Source organism: Brevibacterium aurantiacum (genome assembly GCF_007558825.1).
GTDB classification, from domain to species: domain Bacteria; phylum Actinomycetota; class Actinomycetes; order Actinomycetales; family Brevibacteriaceae; genus Brevibacterium; species Brevibacterium aurantiacum_A.
The window spans coordinates 506,348-523,985 of the sequence record NZ_VLTK01000001.1 but is presented as its reverse complement, the minus strand read 5'-3'; the positions used below and the strand labels follow the sequence as shown (position 1 = coordinate 523,985).

Here is a 17,638-nt window from a genome sequence, read left to right as displayed (position 1 = left end):
TCCACCCGTCGATCACCAGCTGGGACTCGACTGGCAATTCTGTCGTAATCGGGGTCCTGGATTGAAACATCGTGGTCGATTCAACACGATAGATGAGACACTCCCACAGTACTGCTTCAGGAAAAGTAAGGATGACGCGTGCTCACACTGAAAGAGGTTTCCCTGCGCAAGGGAAAGCGAACTTATCTCGACGAGGTGAGTTTCACCGCGCAGGCAGGCCGGATCACCGCAATCGTCGGAACCCGTTCGGCCGGCCGGACCGAGCTGGTTCGCGTCATCATGGGGCTGATCTCGCCCGATGAGGGCACCGTCAAGCTCGAGGACTTCGAGCTCGACTTCGGCGATCGTCAGAACTTCGGATATCTGCCCGCCGAGCGCGGCGGCTACCCGAACATGCGTGTGATCGATCAGATCGTCTACCTTGCGCGTCTGCACGGCATCACCCTCGGGGCCGCAGAGCGCAATGCCCTGACTCTGCTCTCGCGCCTCGAGCTTGCCGATCGCGGGTATGCACCGTTGAAGAACCTCAGCGGCACGGAGATCGCCCGCGTCGACATCGCAGCTACGCTGGCCGCCGACCCCGATGTCGTCGTCATCGACGACGCCTTCTCCGGACTCGACTCACAGTCAACCGAACTTGTGATGTCTCTCCTGCGCGCCCACGCCGCCTCCGGGGTGCCCGTCATCCTGGCCACCGACAATTGGGAGGCCGCGCAGACCCATGCTGACGATGTCATCGTCCTCAGCCAGGGCCGGACCAGCGTGTCCGGCAGCGTGCAGGAGCTGCGTTCGGACGTGAAGTACCGTGTGGAGCTTGACGACGCCGAGGCGGCCGCCAAGTCATTGGAGAGCCGCGCAGGCATCAGCGACGTTGCGGTTGTCGATTCCGCAGACAACATCGTCAGCTTCCGAGCAGCCGATGCAGGCTCCGCCGCACAGACCGTGGCAGCACTGAATGGTGTGAAGAGTTTCGAGAGTGTTCGCCCGACATTGGCCGAGCAGTACAAGGAGGCTTTGTGATGGCAGGCAAGGACGAAGGCCAGGACGGGGACGCCCCGGAGCCAAAGGTGTCGAAGGGCACTGCGGGAGAGAACATCGATGATCTGGGCACATCCGTCGGCGACGACGTCACGGTGACCGACAACGATGCAGACTCAGCACAGGGCGCCAAGCCTGCTGCGGCTGCCGACGATGAAGCTGCCGATGCGAGCGACACAGCTGACGCCAGCGATGCTGACGCAGCGGCGGCCGACGACGGACTCGATGAGGTTCCGTTCGAACTTGCCGAGGACAGGCCCTCGGCCGATGAGCTTCCTGAAACCGGTCTGGTCTCCGAGTTCGTCGACGTGAACAGGCGTCAGGCCGCCTGGCTGGTATCGAACCGGGAGAGTACGACCGCATTGCGCAGTCCGTTCTTCCTGGTCACCGGTGCAGTCATCGTGCTCGGAATCCTCGCTGCGGTCATCTCGGGCGTCGTCGCTGGAACAGAATCGAAGTCGGGTACTCCGAGCATGGCTATGGTCGGTGTGGGTGAGCAGGCTGCCATGTACGAGCAGCAGCTGGGCGTGAAGATCACCGACGCCAAAGACGCTCAAACCGCAGAGAAGCTGGTCAAAGAGGGCAAGGTCGACGCGGCCTTCATCCAGGACCCCAGCGGACAGGCCCAGCCGACGATCATCGCCTTGGACGAACAGCCCGAGGCGCTGCTGGAGAAGCTGGCACCGAAGACTGAGGCCACACTGCTGAACTCGCCGGCGGTCGGCGACGAGGTCGCCACTGGGCTGCTGTGGGCCATGGCAGTGTTCGCACTGCTCGTGGTGGCCACACTCGGCACCGCGCTCTATCAGAACCTGCGCCTGGAGAAGCGCAATCGGATCACCGAGATCATCGCCGCCACGATCCCACCTCGGGCCTCGGCGTCGGGTCGGATCACGGGCATGCTGTCTCTGACGGCCGTCCACCTTGTCGTCGCGATCGTTGTGGCCGAACTCGGACTCTCCATCACAGGCAAGACCTCACTGGCATTCGCCATGCTGCCCGGCCTGGGCTGGTTCGCACTGACTCTGCTGTTCACCGCGTGGGCGATCTATGCGCTCCTCGTCTGGGCATCGACGGTGTCCGGCAGCAAGGCACGCAAGGCCTTCGTCTCGATCATCGGCGTCATCACCGTAGCCGGCTTCATCGCACCCGTCATCGTGGGAGCATCGGGAACGGTCGCCAAGGTGCTGTCGTGGACTCCTTTCACCTCGCCGCTGGGAATTGCCGGACGCTTCTTCGGCAGCCCACCCGCATGGTGGGAGGGCCTCGTCGCCGCAGCCATTGCTGCCCTTGTCGCCCTCATCATCCACTCCTTGGCCAGCAGCGCCTACGTTCGCGCGGTACTCACCGGCGGAGGACGCAGCGGCAAGACCGTGAAGATGAGCAAGCGTGCGCAGAAGGTCTCCGTCGGCTCAGCCGGCAAGAAGGCCGGTTCTAAGGACTCTGCCGCGGAATCGGATATCGATGCGGACTCCGACTCGGACGATGGGATCGACTCGGACGCCGACGACACCTCGGCGAAGAAGACGAAGGTTGATGAGTCAACGGATGAAACCGATGACAAGAAGTGACTGAAGACAGCACGCCACAGGTAGGGGTCGGTCCGTGGACCGGCCCCTGGCCTGTGTCTGAGCACTTTGATCCCGAGCTGCTGGCTGAGGGCGACCGTCGCAATGTCGTCGACAGATACCGTTACTGGAAGCTCGATGCGATCGTCGCCGATCTCGACTCGACACGGCACGAATTCCACGTCGGTGTTGAGAACTGGCAACATGACCTCAACATCGGGTCCGTGGTCAGGACGGCCAACGCCTTCAACGCCGCTGCGGTGCACATCGTGGGCAGACGGCGGTGGAATCGGCGCGGGGCGATGGTCACTGACCGGTATCAGCACATCATCCACCACCCGAGCATCGACGACCTCCTGCAGTGGTGCACCGACAATTCCGTACCGCTGATCGGAATCGACAACTTCCCGGACTCGGTGCCGTTGGAGACCTATGACCTGCCGCGACGCAGCCTGCTGCTCTTCGGGCAGGAAGGGCCGGGCCTGAGTGAGGAAGCGCACCAGGCGAGTACAGCGGTGCTATCGATCGCACAGTACGGTTCAACCCGATCGATGAACGCGGCCGCAGCTGCGGCGATCACCATGCACTCCTGGATTCGCCGCCACGTCTACGACCAGCCGGTGGACTGAGTCCCGCCAACGTGATGAGGGTGGCCGACGGGCGCTCAGCAGTCCGTGCGCCGAGCCTCGACGGGCGCTCAGCAATCCGTGCGCCGAGCCTCGACGGGTGGGCAGTGCTGTACTGTGCCCCCGCCGGCACTTTCGGCCCCAACGGTTGGTAAGTTCTCCTCGATCTCAGCGCTGGCTTCGATCAGAACTTACCAACTGTCCGGTGGTTCATCGATGTTGCTGCGGCAAAAGTGCAGCAAAGGACGAAGAAGGGGCGCCCCGCGTTGCTTCCAGTATTGGAAGAACACGGGACGCCCCTTCTCCTCTGCAGAGACTTCTTCTCCTCTGCAGAGACTTCGACGCCCGACGTCAGCGAATGCTCTGCCTCGGGCTGTGGCCTCAGCTCAGGTCGGCAGCCTGTGGCTCGATGAGCCCACCGATCTCTGCCAGCTCGGCAGTCAGCGAATCGGCATCGTCGAAGGTGCGCGAGATGACGGTCAGCCTCTTGGCGTAGTGACCGATCGGGTACTCCATCGTCATACCGATGCCGCCGTGCATCTGAATCGACTCCTGGCTGATGGTGCGAGCCGACTGATCGATGATGATCTTGGCCGCGATGACATCGCGGTGGCGGTCCTTCTCTGAGCCGGCTTCCTCGTTGGTGACGGCAAGTCGCGAGTACAAGGCCATGCTGCGCGCATACTCGAGGTCCGCGTAGAGGTCGGCCGCACGGTGCTGCAGGGCCTGGTTCGCACCGATCGGGGCACCGAACTGCTCACGGGTCTTGAGGTACTCGGCGGTCATGGTCAGCGAGGCTTCCATGACACCGACTGCTTCGGCCATGATCGCAGCGTTCGCAGTGTCGAGCACCTCGGCGACGACGGCACGCGCATCGGCGGCGCCGAGGCGCTGGGCCGGTGCGTTGTCGAACTTCACGCTGGCGCTTCCCTGGCCGTCGGCCTGGCGGTGAGTGACGCGGGAGACTCCGGTTGCCGTCGCGGCGACCAGGAACAATCCGAGTTCGCCGTTCTCCGAGGCTGTGACGATGAACTGGTCGGCGACGTCGCCACCGAGCACGCCGTTCTTCTCGCCACTGATCGTGAAGGCACCGTCAGCGCTCGCCGAGGCGGTGGTGGACGGAGTATCGACCGCGTAGCGCAGGCCGGGCTCGAGGGCCGCGAATGCGAGGAAGGTCTGGCCTTCGCACACGGAGGGCAGGATCTCCTGCTTCTGCTCTTCGCTGCCGGCTGCGGCGATCGCATTGGCACCCAACACTGCTGTGGCCAGGAACGGCTCGAGCACGAGTGAACGGCCGAATGCTTCCAAGACCACAGCAACCTCGGCGAAGGTCATTTCTGCTCCACCGTAGTTCTCCGGGATTGCCAGACCGAGCAGGCCCATCTCTGCGAACTGCTCCCACTTCTCGCGGGAGATGCCCTCTTCGCTGTGCAGAATGGCTTCGCGGGCTTGGGTGTCGTACTCGCTGCGCAGGTATTTGTTCAGGGTGCTGGCGAGTTCTTGCTGAATGTCGTTGAGTTCAAGATCCATTGTTGTCCTCTTTTTAAGTGTTCTGGGGTCGCGGAGACCTCAGAGACCAAGCAGTGCTTTCGAGATGATTCCGCGCTGCACCTCGGACGAGCCTCCGTAGATGGTGACCTTGCGGGTGTTGAAGTACGCGGGAAGGGCGTCGACTGCTCCGAGCGGAAGGTCCGAGAATCCCTCGCCCTGAGCGCGGTCGGTGACGAAGTCCAGCCCCTGCGGACCGAGGACGTCGACGAGCAGCTCGCTGATGTCTTCCTGCAGCTGTGAGCCCTTGAGCTTGAGCACGGAAGAGCGTGGATCCGGCTTGTCAGATCCGGCGGCCTGAGTCGAGAGGATCCGCAGCTGAGTCATTTCGAGAGCGGTCAGCTCGGCTTCTATCCGAGTCAGGCGGGCGGAGAACAGCGGATCGTCGAGCAGGGTGCCGCGTGCCGTCTTCGTCACCGCGGCGTAGGCCTTGGCGCGGGCAAGGTTGACCTTCGAGCCGCCGATCCGGGCGATCCCTGTTCGCTCGTTGCCGAGCAGGAACTTCGCGTAGGTCCATCCCTTGTTCTCTTCGCCGACGAGGTTCTCGACGGGGACCTCGACATTGTCGAAGAAAACCTCGTTGACCTCATGGCCGCCGTCGATGAGCTGGATCGGGCGAACCGTGACTCCGGGCGTCTTCATGTCGATGAGCAGGAACGAGATGCCGGCCTGCTTCTTCACATTCGGGTCGGTGCGGACCAGGTTGAACATCCAGTCGCCGTACTGGCCCAGTGTCGTCCAGGTCTTCTGTCCGTTGACGATGTACTTGTCGCCGTCTCGGACCGCGGAGGTCTTCAGCGATGCGAGGTCAGAGCCGGCATCGGGTTCGGAGAAGCCCTGTGACCACCAGATGTCGATATTGGCGGTGGCCGGAAGGAAGCGCTCCTTGATCTCCTGGCTGCCGAAGGTCGCGATGACCGGGCCGACCATGGAGACGTTGAAGGGCAGCGGCTGTGGAACGCAGGCCAGCTGCATCTCTTCAAGCCAGATGTGGCGCTGTACCGGAGTCCAGTCCTGGCCGCCCCATTCGACGGGCCAGTTGGGTACGGCGTAACCATGCTGATTGAGGATCCGCTGCGAAGTGACCATGTCCTCCTTGGTCAGCTCCTGGCCGGTGGCGACTTTGAAGCGCAGCTCCTCGGGGATCTCCGTGCGATAGAACTGACGCATCTTCTGAGCGAACTCGCGCTCCTCTGCATTCAGCAGGGTGTCCATGAAAACTCCTGATTGATCGTTCGGTAACTTAGCTCCCATAGTACGGTTCGGTGTTCGGGCTCACAAGTGGGTAGGGCGTGAGCGTGACCGATGGTCGTGGAAGATTACGCCGTGCTGTCGTGCCGATCCTCATCGGTGGTCGGCTCGTTCGAGGCGAGAGTCAGAGTGGTGCGGTTCGGAGGGGATATTCACGGCCGTTATCGGACATGCCTGAAGTATTGCCTTTCTGTGACAATCGATCATCTGGAATGTTACAAATCCTTAACATTGCGGTGCTGGAGTTCCAGTTGGTCATGAAGCGGGTCTAGTATCAAATGAGTACCATCCCGTTTATCGGGAGCGATTAGCCAAACAAGATCACCAGGTTTGTCGCATAATCGAGTGATTCCCTCAAATGCACACTCGATATGCGCTCTTTGAGAGAAGTGAACGGGATGAATCTCGTGTCCCAAGAAACTCGCACATTCACTGTCGAATTGTGTGAGACCCTCCGCCGTTTCGGTGGGAGTGTGCGCAATCGTCAGTCGGTTCCCCTGATCCGACGCAGTCGCCTAAGTGCCGTCGTGCACCCGCCTGCGGCTGTGGGGTGCCTGCAGCGCTACAGGTACGCCTCGACGCAGTCGGGCGCTCGAGGAGCGATGCTCGAGCGAGCGAGCGTACCGAAGTGAAATCGGATACTGCCCCACGTCCATCCATGAGTGCTGTCAACAGCGGCAGTCAGGCAGAGATCGCGGAGATCACCAGAAACCTGGCGAATCCCGATGTCTATGGTGCACTGGTCATCGGCGCCTCCGGAATGGGAAAGACCACTGTCATCAATGCAGTTGCTGCGAATGTGAACTCGGAAGTGCCCGTATTCCGTTTCCGCGGCTCAAACCTGATCGCGTCCAGGAATCTCGGCATCTTCGAAGTTCTGCTCTCGTGTGAAGGCGAGTCGACCCACGAGATCGCGCCGGGCGCCGCGTTGTCGATCATCAGGCGGATATTCGAGCGAGCGCGCATTCCTGTTGTGATCATCGACAATGCTGATCGGGTAGATGAGCATTCCCTCTCGATCGTCTCTCAATTGGCTGCCGCTGGTCGGATCAAACTTGTGGCAGCGGCGGAAACGATCAGGCCTCCGGTTGATCTGTTGGCGGCCCTCTGGACTGCTGGAAAGGTTGCGCGCACGGATCTTGAGGGCCTTGACGGACCGGCCATCGCAGCCGTTGCTCGGGAACTGGGGTATGAGCTCGATGATAGGAGGATCGTCGACTACCGAGAGAAGTCGCGGGGCAACCCCCGGATGCTGAGAAAGCTCATCGTCGGCAGAACCGCTAAAGTCGCTTCCCGACGTGGGGCCGACCATCGTGCACTGTGGAATGTGCTGCCGGCTCAGAAGCGGATTCTCGAAATGATCGCCATGGCTGGGGCTCTGCCTTATGAAGCACTGCGAAGCATGTGTGAGCCGGACCTCCTCGACAGTCTGGAAGAACGCGGAATCATCAACATCACCAAAGGCAGGCGCGCCGAGGCGACTGTGGTCGAACCTGCGGTCGCTCAGATTCTGCGTGACAGTGTTCAGCCCTCGCAGGGTCTGCAGCTGCTCAGGGACATCACACCTGTTCTGGAGACGACTCCCCTCGTTGGAGCTTCGCTGTTCGGGCAGGTGAGATGGACGCAGGATTGGGGAGTCCCGGTGGACTCGGTCAAGGTTCTCGGTGCCGCCATGTGGGCGAATGAACGGGGAGACTTCGCTGCCGCGATCGACGTGCTGCGTGACTCGAAATCTGAGGACCCCGAGATTCACCTCGAACTGGCGCGTGCAGAACGCGGTCGAGGGGACACCGTAGAGGCAGAGCTGATCGTCGATCGGCTGGTCTCCTCCCCTCAAACAAGTCAGGGATCGGACAGATATCTCTCCCGGCTGGCGTGCCTCGAGCTGAGATTGACCGATCCGCGTGAACCGCATGCTCTGCGCACCGAATCGGTTCGCGATCGGCTGAAGTGCGCTGTCGACACCGGCCGCTTGGATGTCACCCGGGCCCAGTTCGAGGTGCGCGGAGGGCGTTTGGAGGAGGGCCGGAAACTGTCCGAGCGCGTCTTCCGCGATCGCGATTGTCTGCCCCGGCATCGACTGCGTGCATGCTCGCTTCTGGGCGAGGTTGAAATTATGTGTGGCCGAATCGAGCGGGGGCTCGAGTTCCTGGCTCAGGCCGAAATGATGTTCAGTCTGCCGGATACCACCAGCTTCGAGGTGGAGGACTCGGTGCCGCAGATCTTTATGGGTCGCTATTTGGCCGGAGATTGGGACTGTGCTCGCACGACCTTGCGGCGACTGGCTCCCATGTGGGCTGACTCGGCCTCTGTCACAGCACTTGTCGATCTGTGGACCGGACATATCACACGAGCGCAGCAGACTCTGGCCAAGGCCTTGGCCAATGCGCCCGAGCGTGAGGACAACCGCGATCTCATGCAGGCTGCCCTCCGCCTGTCCGAGGGGCTTCTGCGGATGCGTGAAACATCGACTCGGCGCTCATCGACAGCAGTGTCGGACGATCGGCGGGCCCACCTTCGCAGGGTCGAACCGACCGAAGCCAGTTCGGTCGCTGGTGCCAAGGAATCGACGCGCGGAGTTCCCAGAGCCGATTACGACTGGTGCCGTGACTTCATTACCGGTCTGCTTGAGCTCGAGGCGGAGGCGCTGACCAATACTGCAGAGATCGCAGACGAGATGTACCGCCTTGGTGCGGAGGCTGCGAAGCGTGGGGCACACACTCTGGCTGTCTACGCCTGGATGGAGGCGAGCCGGCACGGCAGTCCAGCGGCGCAGCTGAATCTGATCGATGAGGCTGAGAACGTTGACGGCGATCTTGGGCGTTTGGCGTCTGCAGTCGCCAAGGCCTGCCTCGGAGAAGATGACGATGCAGAGATCAAAGCCGCAGATGAAGCGCTGAGCTTCGGTGCTGTCGTGATGGGCGCTGATCTGGCACGGTCGGCACGCGACAGAGCTGTGCGGAACCACGATTCTGCCGCTGTCAAACATGCTCGGATACTGTTGGACTCGAGTCTGCGCGCGATCACCTTCGATGCTGGCGGTGCGAATCTGTCGGAGATGCTCACGGCGATGGAGAAGCAACTGGTGAACGGTGTGGCGGAGGGCGCCAGCAACTCGGAGCTCGGAGCTCGGCTGCATCTTTCCGTGCGTACAGTGGAATGGCACCTCGGCCGACTCTATCGACGTCTGCACGTCAGCGACCGTCAAGAACTCAAGCAGATCGCACGGAGTCTGGCATGACCCGTCAGCGGTCGTTCAGTCGCCCGCCGCTCTTCGGTCGCGTGGACGAGCTTCGAATCATTGAGGAATCGCTGACTGATTCGTCCATGGTCGGCATCCTCATCGAAGGCGATATCGGCATGGGGAAGACACGTTTGGCGAAGGAGGTGCATCGGCGCCGAGGTGGGCAGGAGCACTGGCTGCGCGCCGATCGTGTGCTCAGTGAAATTCCATTCGGAGTCTTCGGAATGATCGTCGACCTCGACGACCCAGGTGGCCTGCAGGGGCGAGTCATATCGGCGGTGACGGGTAGCGCCCAGGTGCCGGCTGTATTCGTCGATGACGCTCACTATCTCGATGAGCACAGCCTCCGCATGCTCACGCAGCTGGCGACCGACGGCACGATCAGACTCGTGGCGATGACTCGCCACTCCGTGGTCGATGGGTTCTGGCCGTTCGCTGAGTTGGTAGACGAACAGGTGCTTTCGCAGTTGGTGTTGGAGCCGCTCACTCAAGATGACCTGCGTAACGCAGTCGAAGACAGTTTCGGCGGGATCGCCGCACAGGGCGTCCTCGACATCGTCGATTTTCACTCGGGAAGCAATCCCGGAAAGCTGCTGGAGCTCCTCGAATACTGCCGGAGAAAGAATCGCCTGCTGTCGCGGAATGGTGTGCTGGTGCTTGATGGACTCGACATCGATTTCGATGTACGGGCACGTGATTTCGCCCGGATGGATCTCGACCAGCATTCGACGGCGGAGAAGGAAGCTCTCGAGCTTGTCGTCATGGCCGGTGAGATCGACATCGATCTTATGCTCTCAATCGGGCTCGGACCAGCAGCCGACCGCCTGGTCGACGGCGATGAGCTTCGCATCATCGGAGACACCGCGCGAGTCTACGTTGCACGTGAGCACCATTCTTCGGAGACGATTCGATACAGCGCCCCGATCGGCCGCAGTCGGAGGTGGTACGGCATAGTCTGCGACTACCCGGACCATCCCAGTTGGAGGTCCCAGATGCTCAGAACGGAATGGGCACTGGGATGTGGGGTTGACGTGGATGAACGACAGGTCATCGATGCTGCGACAATCGCGATAGAGGCAGGTGACTGGCATCGAGCTCTGCGAATCATGTCCGATGTTCCGACTGATCGGCTGAGCGCTCACGAACTCTACGAGCTGGCGAGTCTCTATTGCAACGTCGGGCAGGTGGCGCTGGGCCTGGACCTGCTTGCCCATTGTCTGCATAAGGCGTGCTGTCCGGAACTCGTCATCACCGCGGCAGTGCTCTGGGCCAACCGCCAGGTCACCCACAGGTCGGTGGCACTTGAGGCCGCCGACTTCACGGCGGCTCTCGACAGGATCGCTGCACAGGAGCGAAACGGCTCCACGGATGAGACCTGCCGTCTGAACGGTAAGAGGCAGGATCAGAAGACGACGCGGGGGTTCGCCGCTGAGGGTCTTGACGACGCGACCGCGAGAGCCTTGCTGCAGACGGTGAATTCAGTTGTGAGCACCCATGGTCAGCAGAACAGGGATCTGCTGCACCGGCAGGCGCTCGACGTCTCTCTGCCGCATGCGTACCGATTGGGGGCGTCACTCGTCTGCGTATCACTCGAGCTGGAACGTGGGCGGATTGAGCAGGCGGACGAAATGCTCACCCTGGTGAAACGCGAACTCCCCAGCTTGGGGATGGGAACCGTAGTGCTCAGAATGCTCGGCGCTCGGGTGCTGATGGAGCACGGCGATCTGAATGCCGCACGGCGATCACTGCAGATGCCGCAGTCGAGCGATATCGCCCATATTGCATCTCAGAGCGGGACCAGCGACATGATGGCGGCAGAGCTTTCGCTGCTCGAAGGCAACCTGAGCGCGGCATTGCGATCGGCTCGGGCTGGTGTCGAGGCCCTGGAGCACTGGGAGCAGTTCTCATTGCTGGCTGCGGCTCTGGGTGTGGCACAGTACGTTGCCACACTCAGCGGCGAGACGGACTTGGCAGAGGATTTCGATGCTCGGTTCGCCCGGTTGGCGCGCTCTGGTCTGCACCTCGAGTCCAGACGGGCGCTGGTGTACACCCTGATCTCCAGGTGGCTGCGGACATCTGATAGAGAATCCGAAAGGCAGCTGCGGCAGCTGCTCGACGATGCGGAAAGGGACCAGGCATACGGACTGTCCGCACAGATCCGCTTTCTGCTGTTCCGCCACTTCGGGGAAGTCGATGTTGAGGAGATGCGCCATGTCTCCGGACTGGGTGAGGGGCCAGCATTCCGTATCCTCGGGGCGGTGGGGGAGGCGCTGCGGACGAAGGACGCCGCGGCGCTGCTGAGGATCGCCGATGCCCAAAGATCCTCTGCCCCTGACGTCGCTGCAAGATGCATGCAGCTGGCCAAGGACCGCCTTCACCTCCGCGGCAGCGTACCGTTGTCGCGAGGATCCTACGACCTGTCCGTGGAGTTGACGGAACGGGAGCGAGAGATCTGCGGCTTCCTCGTCAAGGGAATGTCGAACGCTGAGATAGCGGATCTGCTCGGAGCCGCGGTGAGGACGGTGGAAGGACATGCCTACCGCCTGTATCGAAAGCTCGGTGTCACCCGGCGTCATCAGGTCGCCGAGGCTTTGGCACGACTGAACATCGAGGCTGTGGCAGCCGCAAGGCAGGAGTCCGAGAACTCCTAGCCTCACACCGTCCATGAGCTCAGGTCGATGCGGTCGAAACATGGTCGACTGACGCACTGCGCAGACTGTTTTCGGGAAACCGCAAAAATATCGAATTCCATTCATGCGGTAGGTGTAGTGAAACTACTATGAAGTGGTATCGGGGTGATCTGCATTGACCGCTGAAATCGAACTCAATGCGTCATTCTGAGTGAATGTTCGTGTCATTGTGACAGCAATGCATTTCGGTGCGGGGTAAATGTCCGGTAATTCCGATTGATCGGCACGGCGATTTCAGGAGGGCGAATTGACAGATGCACCTGTGACGATTGTGATCGGCTCAGCAGGTCGACGTCTCTATCTCATTGATTGGTTTCGCGCCGCGTTCGACACACTCGGACTCAGCGGGCGAATCATCGTCGCTGAGAATGACGCCTCGAGCGCTGCTGCGTCCTATGGTGACGAGACCCGATTGCTGCCGAGATACACTGACCCGGCCTATGGGGAGGAGGTCTTGCGCCTGGTTGACGAGGTCGAGCCGAAGCTCTTCCTGACAGCGAACGACTTCGAGCTGATGCAACTCCATGTGAACTCGGGAATAGCGGATGAACTGCGTGATCGTGGCGTTTTCGTTCCCGGAGTGTCTGCCGCATGGCAGGTCGGCTGCGCCGACAAGCTCCGGATGGCACAGATGCTCGAGGACATTGACGTTCCGACGCCGAAGACGGTGAAGGGGAGCGATCTGGCCAGCCTTCTCGCAGACGCGGGGGAGAACAGCGAATTCGTGGTGAAGCACCGATTCGGCAGTCGTTCTTCCGGATTGGCGGTGGTGACCGGAGATGATGTCGACGAGGCTGTGGTGAACTCTGCGAAGAGTGTTCCGCCGCGTGCTGATAGTACGGACCCTCGAGAGGACGTCGTCGTCCAACCGAGGATGCAGGGCAGCGAATACGGTGTTGACATCGTCTCCAGCCTGCTGGACCCGGGCCCACTCACAGGGGTGTTCGCGCGGCGCAAGCTGCGGATGCGCGCCGGCGAGACTGACAAGGCTGTCACGGTTGACCCCGGGCCGTTCCGGGAAGCTTCGGCAAAGATCGCTCGTGCTGCCGAACTGTCCGGCCTCATCGATGTCGACATGTTCCTTGACGATCAGGGCCGGGCTTCGGTGATCGATATCAATCCTCGGTTCGGCGGCGGATATCCGTTCGTCCATCTGGCAGGTGCCGACGTTCCGCTCTACTACGTGAGCCAGATCTTCGGAAACCCGGTCAGTGAGGGATGGAATCGATACGAGCCGGGCGTCATCTCTGCCAAGTATCAGGAGACTCGTGTGACGGCTCACGGGTCCTGCGAGGGCAGCGACACATCCACCTCGGTCGAACACACATAGACGGTGAGCGAGCGCGGTGGTGCTGCAGTGACATCAACGGCAGCGTCCGAACTCGCACAGGAAAGGCAGCTATGACCTCCACAGAGCATCCACGGATCACAGGGCCGCCGACACCGGCCTTCGTCATCGATGAATCAACGCTCAACATTCTGGTCAGTCGATTTCAGAACGCATTGGCGAAATATTGGCCACATTCCGTCATGTCGTATTCGGTGAAGACGAACCCGCTGCCTTGGCTGTTGACCTATATGAAGCGGCGCGGGGTCTGGGCGGAAGTCGTCTCGGACTCTGAATACAGACTTGTGCGCGCAATCGGCTATGAGCCGGGCCAGATCGTGTACAACGGTCCTGTCAAGAGCCGTGCAGTCCTCCGGGCTGCCCTGCGCAACGGTTCACTCACCAACCTCGACTCCAAGCGGGAGGTGAGATGGGCGGCGGAGCTGGCTGAAGAAGACCCCAGTCTCGATGTGCGAGTCGGTCTCAGGGTCAATTGGGACCTCGAAGGACGATGTCCGGGCGAAAGCACAGTTGACGGAGAGACAAGTCGCTTCGGTTTCGACTTCGACAATGGCGATCTCGAGGCGGCGATCTCGGAATTGGCCGCTGCGGGCGCGAATGTCGTCGGCCTGCACATGCATCGGAATTCCCGAACTAAGAGCCTGGCGGTGTATCGGGCGGCCGCCGGAGTCGTCGCCGAGATCATCTCGAAGCTCAATCTCGATCTGGACTGGATCGATATCGGCGGAGGCTTCTTCGGAAGTCCCAACGACGCTACACGGTTCGATGACTACATCTCCTGCATCCATACGGAACTCGAAGCGATCGTCGACCTCAACCGCACGCGGTTGGTCGTCGAGCCGGGGGGCTCGGTGATCGCCAGCTCGGTGGAATTCCATGCGCAAGTGCTTGATACCAAAGACATCGGACGACAGCGCTTCGTCATCACCGATACCAGCAGGACCGATATCGATCCTCTCTTCCGTAAGAAGCCCGTCTACGACATCGACACCGAGGCCGCACTGGGGACGAGCCATCCCGAGCAGGTGATCGTTGGGTTCACCTGCATGGAGGATGATCGTCTGATGGTGTTGAAGGACTCTCCCAAACTCGTCGAGGGCGACCGGATCGTCTTCAGATGCGTTGGTGCGTACACCATGTCATTCGGTTCCTCGTTCATCGAATTTCCGCCGGCAGTCTATGCTCTCCACGAGAATCTGCTGACGCTGGTGCGACGTGCAGGGGACGTCGAGGACTACCTTCAGGGCAATATATGGACAGGCGGGCAGCTGCCGCCCACGGCCGCTCAACTCGAATAGGTCACGGCGGTGCAATCGCACCCTCAGCCGTTGCCGAGACTGCCTGAGACTGTGATCACCGCCGTTCAATTCACCTGAGTAGCGGAACCAGTGCTGTCTCCATCGTGACTGAGTACTGACCGGAAAATGTCCGGGCATGACCACCTGTCTGTGAGCTCTTCGCGACGGAATCATGAGGGCATGGACAACAACATGCCGCTGCGCGCGCAGACGAGAGACGACGATGATTCAGGCACTGGGTGGAACACATCATGCATACGCTGATTCGCCGTCGCGAGCTTGATCAGCTGCGCAACCTGCTCGATCGTCACAGCGCGGCCGCGATCATCAGCCCACCTGGCCTGGGCGGTGACGAGATGCTCATGGCGTTGGAAGCTGATTCGACCGTCCCGATCATCCGAGTTCCCAACGGCCAGACGGAGTTCTCTCGGACCTATGCGGGCTTGGAGATCGTTCTCGCCTCGTTGCGCACCCTCAAGCTCGGGGACTTCGAATCGACGGAGCTGGAGAATCGGCTGAAGGCAGAGAACTCCGACAGCCCGGAATCGGTTCGGGAGATTGCCGACGAAGTCACCCGGCTGATCGGCAGCATGGAATCGGGACAGGGCGTTCTGGTCATCGTGCCGGCAGCCGATGAGATGGATCGGCCCTCACAGCTTGTCCTCAGTCACATGCTGCGACGTATGGCAGGTCACAGGCTGAAGATCGCAGTCACAACCGGTGCGCTGTCTCCCACCAGCCCGCTGGCTGGAGTCCCCAGCGTGGAGCTGCGACATCTGGACGAGATCCGAATGCGCGAGCTGGCGGAAGAGCTGACATCTGGACGCGTCACCGCCGCAGTCGCCGCTGTGGCGGTGCGGACCGCCTCGGGTCGGCCGTCGGCTCTGCGTCAGCTCCTCGAACGGCTTCCTTCGAACCAGGTGGAGGGATCGCAGGCACTGGACATGCCATTGCACATGGAGCCGAATGCTGACGTGATGATCTCGGGTGCGAAGAACAGAATCGGCGAAGAGGCCGATGCGCTGCTCGACCTCATATCCTTGGCTCCGCTGTCTCCGCGGCCCGCAGTTCTCGGAGCGTCGAGGGAAGCGCAGGAATGGTTCTCGGAACTCGAATTCCGGGGCACCGTCGAGAAAGACGGTGTGTACTGCCGCTTCTCTGAGGAGCTCGCTCGTGCCTGCAGACATCGGACGTTGAGCGTCGATGAGCGTGTGGCAGGGCACTCGCTGCTCGCGCAGAGGTGCGAGGAGGGCTATCCCGAACTTCGCCATTGGCATCGGTCGTTCATCGACGCCACCGATGAGACCCCCTGTCAGCTACTCTCCGATGCCTGCGCACTGGTTTCGGAGGGGTTGGATTGGGCCGGAATCGAGTTCGCCGAACGAGCTCTGGCTCTCAGCATGGAACTCGGACCGGTGTTCACGCAGCTGAATGATCTCGCAGCGCGACTGATCGACCGAGGACAGATCGACTTCGCACTGCGCTACCTCACCTACGCCGCTCGAAGCACAGACGTCAGTGTTCTCGTTCGAGCTCGCACGCTGCGTGTGTGGGCCGAATTCCTTGTTCACCAGTCGGTCCCGCTGCGTCTGCGCAACCAGTGGAGTCGCAGCGAAGTCGCTGCGGCGCCCGCCGAGGTGGCCCACCTGCAGTTGGTCATCGCCTTGTGTCATGCGCTGAGGAGAGAGACGGCAGAGGCGCAGGAGCTGTTGGACAACGCAAGCAGCCTGAGCGCTCACTTCGACGATCGATCGCTGCACCTACACCGTTCATTGGACGTTCTGCTCGAATGTGGACGAGGCCACGACGCCCGTGCCGTGGAGGAATTCCAAGGCCTCGACTCTACCGAAGTCTCTGACCCGGTCTGTCTGCTTCTGCTGTCCATGGGTCTGATGGCGGCTGAGAACTACGGCTCGGCTCTCGCAACGTTGGACTGTCTGGACGCGCGCGGGGCACGGGAGACCATCTGGGACACACAGTCGAAGTGTGTGCGTGCCGAGATCGCGATTCGCCGAGGCGAAATCGGACTGGCCATCGCGCTCATCGACAGGTGTGCGTCTCAGGCGACCACCGGTGGAATGATCCGGCGGGATCGTCAGCTGCTGCTGCGGTGTTGGAGTCTTCTCGCGCAAGGACGTGCCAGTGATGCGGAGCCGGTGGAAGCTGCGCTGACGGCGCATGCCATGGCCTCCCAGAACCTCAGTCTGCTGGCTGAGCTCAATGCGATGCAGGGCAACTACCTGCTGCGCATGGGACTTGCCGCCGAGGCGGTACGCCATCTGCATCGCTGCGAAGAGCTGGCTCTGAGCGAGCTCAACCCCAATGTCATTCGCTATGAACCTGATCTCATCGAAGCGCTGATCGCGACAGGGCGTCGAGAGCATGCGGGAATGCTGGTTCGTGTCTTCCACGGCAGAGTCGAGAGGGCACCCTCGCGCTGGGCGGAACTGGCGCTTGAACGGTCTCGTATTCTCCTGCTTCCAGAAGACGTGGGGATCGAAGCCATGGGCAGGCTGCTCGGCTCATGGCGTCCTGGGGACTCCCAATTCGACAAGGGAGTGACACTCCTGGTGATGGCGAAACGGCTTGCCGATTCTGGTGCTCTTGCAGGCGCCGCAGAGCGAGCCAGCCTAGCGGTGGGGATCTTTCGCGAAGTCGGTTCGGACCACCTGGCCACCGTCGCCCGACCCGAATGTACAGCGGCTCGTGAGGAGCCGGCGCGAAACAGTCTGCTGGAACGTCTGAGCGCTGATGAGCGGGCAGTCGTCGAGCTGGTGTGGGAAGGACTGAAGAATCGGGAGATCGCCCTGCGGATATTCGTCTCGCTGCGCACTGTGGAACTTCGGCTGACCTCTGTGTACCGCAAGTTGGAAGTCACGTCGCGTACCGGACTCATCGCCCGGCTGGCGAATGGTGCCGGCCTCCCCGTGGCCTGAGCGCGAAGACGACCGCAGGAACTCAACGGTGTCCCGCAAGACTGCAGCAATAGGAGCGGCGGCACCATCGTGCATGCCTAGCCTGAGAACC

Annotated in this window: 10 protein-coding genes; 8 read left to right on the top strand and 2 right to left on the bottom strand. The window is 61.4% G+C overall.

Features of this window, described 5'->3' with window-relative positions; translation table 11 throughout:
- Nucleotides 1-138 precede the first annotated feature (138 nt).
- Genes FO013_RS02350 through FO013_RS02340 form a run of 3 tightly spaced genes read left to right on the top strand, consistent with a single transcriptional unit; the run spans nucleotide 139 to nucleotide 3,235 of the window.
- Nucleotides 139-1,020: an ABC transporter ATP-binding protein gene (locus FO013_RS02350; RefSeq protein WP_143920945.1), complete on the top strand. Its 882-nt coding sequence runs from the start codon at nucleotides 139-141 to the stop codon at nucleotides 1,018-1,020.
- Complete coding sequence (locus FO013_RS02345; protein WP_143920944.1) at nucleotides 1,020-2,609, top strand: ABC transporter permease; 1,590 nt, start codon at nucleotides 1,020-1,022, stop codon at nucleotides 2,607-2,609. The genes FO013_RS02350 and FO013_RS02345 overlap by 1 nt, the downstream gene beginning before the upstream one ends.
- Nucleotides 2,606-3,235 (top strand): TrmH family RNA methyltransferase, encoded by a 630-nt coding sequence (locus FO013_RS02340; protein ID WP_143920943.1) that lies wholly within the window; start codon nucleotides 2,606-2,608, stop codon nucleotides 3,233-3,235. The genes FO013_RS02345 and FO013_RS02340 overlap by 4 nt, the downstream gene beginning before the upstream one ends.
- 378 nt (nucleotides 3,236-3,613) lie before the next feature.
- On the opposite strand, the gene FO013_RS02335 is transcribed toward FO013_RS02340, so the two are convergent.
- Together FO013_RS02335 and FO013_RS02330 are read right to left on the bottom strand one after the other, a co-directional pair.
- Nucleotides 3,614-4,762: an acyl-CoA dehydrogenase family protein gene (locus FO013_RS02335; RefSeq protein ID WP_143920942.1), complete on the bottom strand. Its 1,149-nt coding sequence runs from the start codon at nucleotides 4,760-4,762 to the stop codon at nucleotides 3,614-3,616.
- 39 nt (nucleotides 4,763-4,801) lie between these two features.
- On the bottom strand, nucleotides 4,802-5,995 hold the full coding sequence (locus FO013_RS02330; protein ID WP_143920941.1) for an acyl-CoA dehydrogenase family protein: 1,194 nt from the start codon (nucleotides 5,993-5,995) through the stop codon (nucleotides 4,802-4,804).
- 694 nt (nucleotides 5,996-6,689) lie between these two features.
- On the opposite strand from FO013_RS02330, the gene FO013_RS02325 reads away from it, so the two are divergent.
- The 5 genes from FO013_RS02325 to FO013_RS02305 all read left to right on the top strand — a co-directional run bounded on the left by FO013_RS02325 (nucleotide 6,690) and on the right by FO013_RS02305 (nucleotide 17,547).
- A complete protein-coding gene (locus FO013_RS02325; protein WP_143920940.1) occupies nucleotides 6,690-9,272 on the top strand; it encodes a LuxR C-terminal-related transcriptional regulator in 2,583 nt (860 codons plus the stop codon).
- A complete protein-coding gene (locus FO013_RS02320) occupies nucleotides 9,269-11,926 on the top strand; it encodes a LuxR family transcriptional regulator (protein ID WP_186292962.1) in 2,658 nt (885 codons plus the stop codon). The genes FO013_RS02325 and FO013_RS02320 overlap by 4 nt, the downstream gene beginning before the upstream one ends.
- Nucleotides 11,927-12,212: 286 nt before the next feature.
- The gene (locus FO013_RS02315) at nucleotides 12,213-13,295 is read left to right on the top strand and encodes an ATP-grasp domain-containing protein (RefSeq protein ID WP_143920938.1); all 1,083 of its coding nucleotides are present in this window, start codon (nucleotides 12,213-12,215) and stop codon (nucleotides 13,293-13,295) included.
- A gap of 71 nt (nucleotides 13,296-13,366) precedes the next feature.
- Entirely contained in the window at nucleotides 13,367-14,611 is a 1,245-nt protein-coding gene (locus tag FO013_RS02310; protein ID WP_143920937.1) for a type III PLP-dependent enzyme domain-containing protein, read from the top strand.
- A gap of 251 nt (nucleotides 14,612-14,862) precedes the next feature.
- Entirely contained in the window at nucleotides 14,863-17,547 is a 2,685-nt protein-coding gene (locus FO013_RS02305) for a helix-turn-helix transcriptional regulator (RefSeq protein ID WP_143920936.1), read from the top strand.
- Nucleotides 17,548-17,638: the final 91 nt, after the last annotated feature.

Bases quoted from the DNA above. Each gene is read 5' to 3' on its own strand.
- FO013_RS02305 (WP_143920936.1), top strand. From the start codon at position 14,863: ATGCATACGCTGATTCGCCGTCGCGAGCTTGATCAGCTGCGCAACCTG.
- FO013_RS02310 (WP_143920937.1), top strand. From the start codon at position 13,367: ATGACCTCCACAGAGCATCCACGGATCACAGGGCCGCCGACACCGGCC.
- FO013_RS02345 (WP_143920944.1), top strand. From the start codon at position 1,020: ATGGCAGGCAAGGACGAAGGCCAGGACGGGGACGCCCCGGAGCCAAAG.
- FO013_RS02325 (WP_143920940.1), top strand. From the start codon at position 6,690: ATGAGTGCTGTCAACAGCGGCAGTCAGGCAGAGATCGCGGAGATCACC.
- FO013_RS02335 (WP_143920942.1), bottom strand. From the start codon at position 4,762: ATGGATCTTGAACTCAACGACATTCAGCAAGAACTCGCCAGCACCCTG.
- FO013_RS02330 (WP_143920941.1), bottom strand. From the start codon at position 5,995: ATGGACACCCTGCTGAATGCAGAGGAGCGCGAGTTCGCTCAGAAGATG.
- FO013_RS02320 (WP_186292962.1), top strand. From the start codon at position 9,269: ATGACCCGTCAGCGGTCGTTCAGTCGCCCGCCGCTCTTCGGTCGCGTG.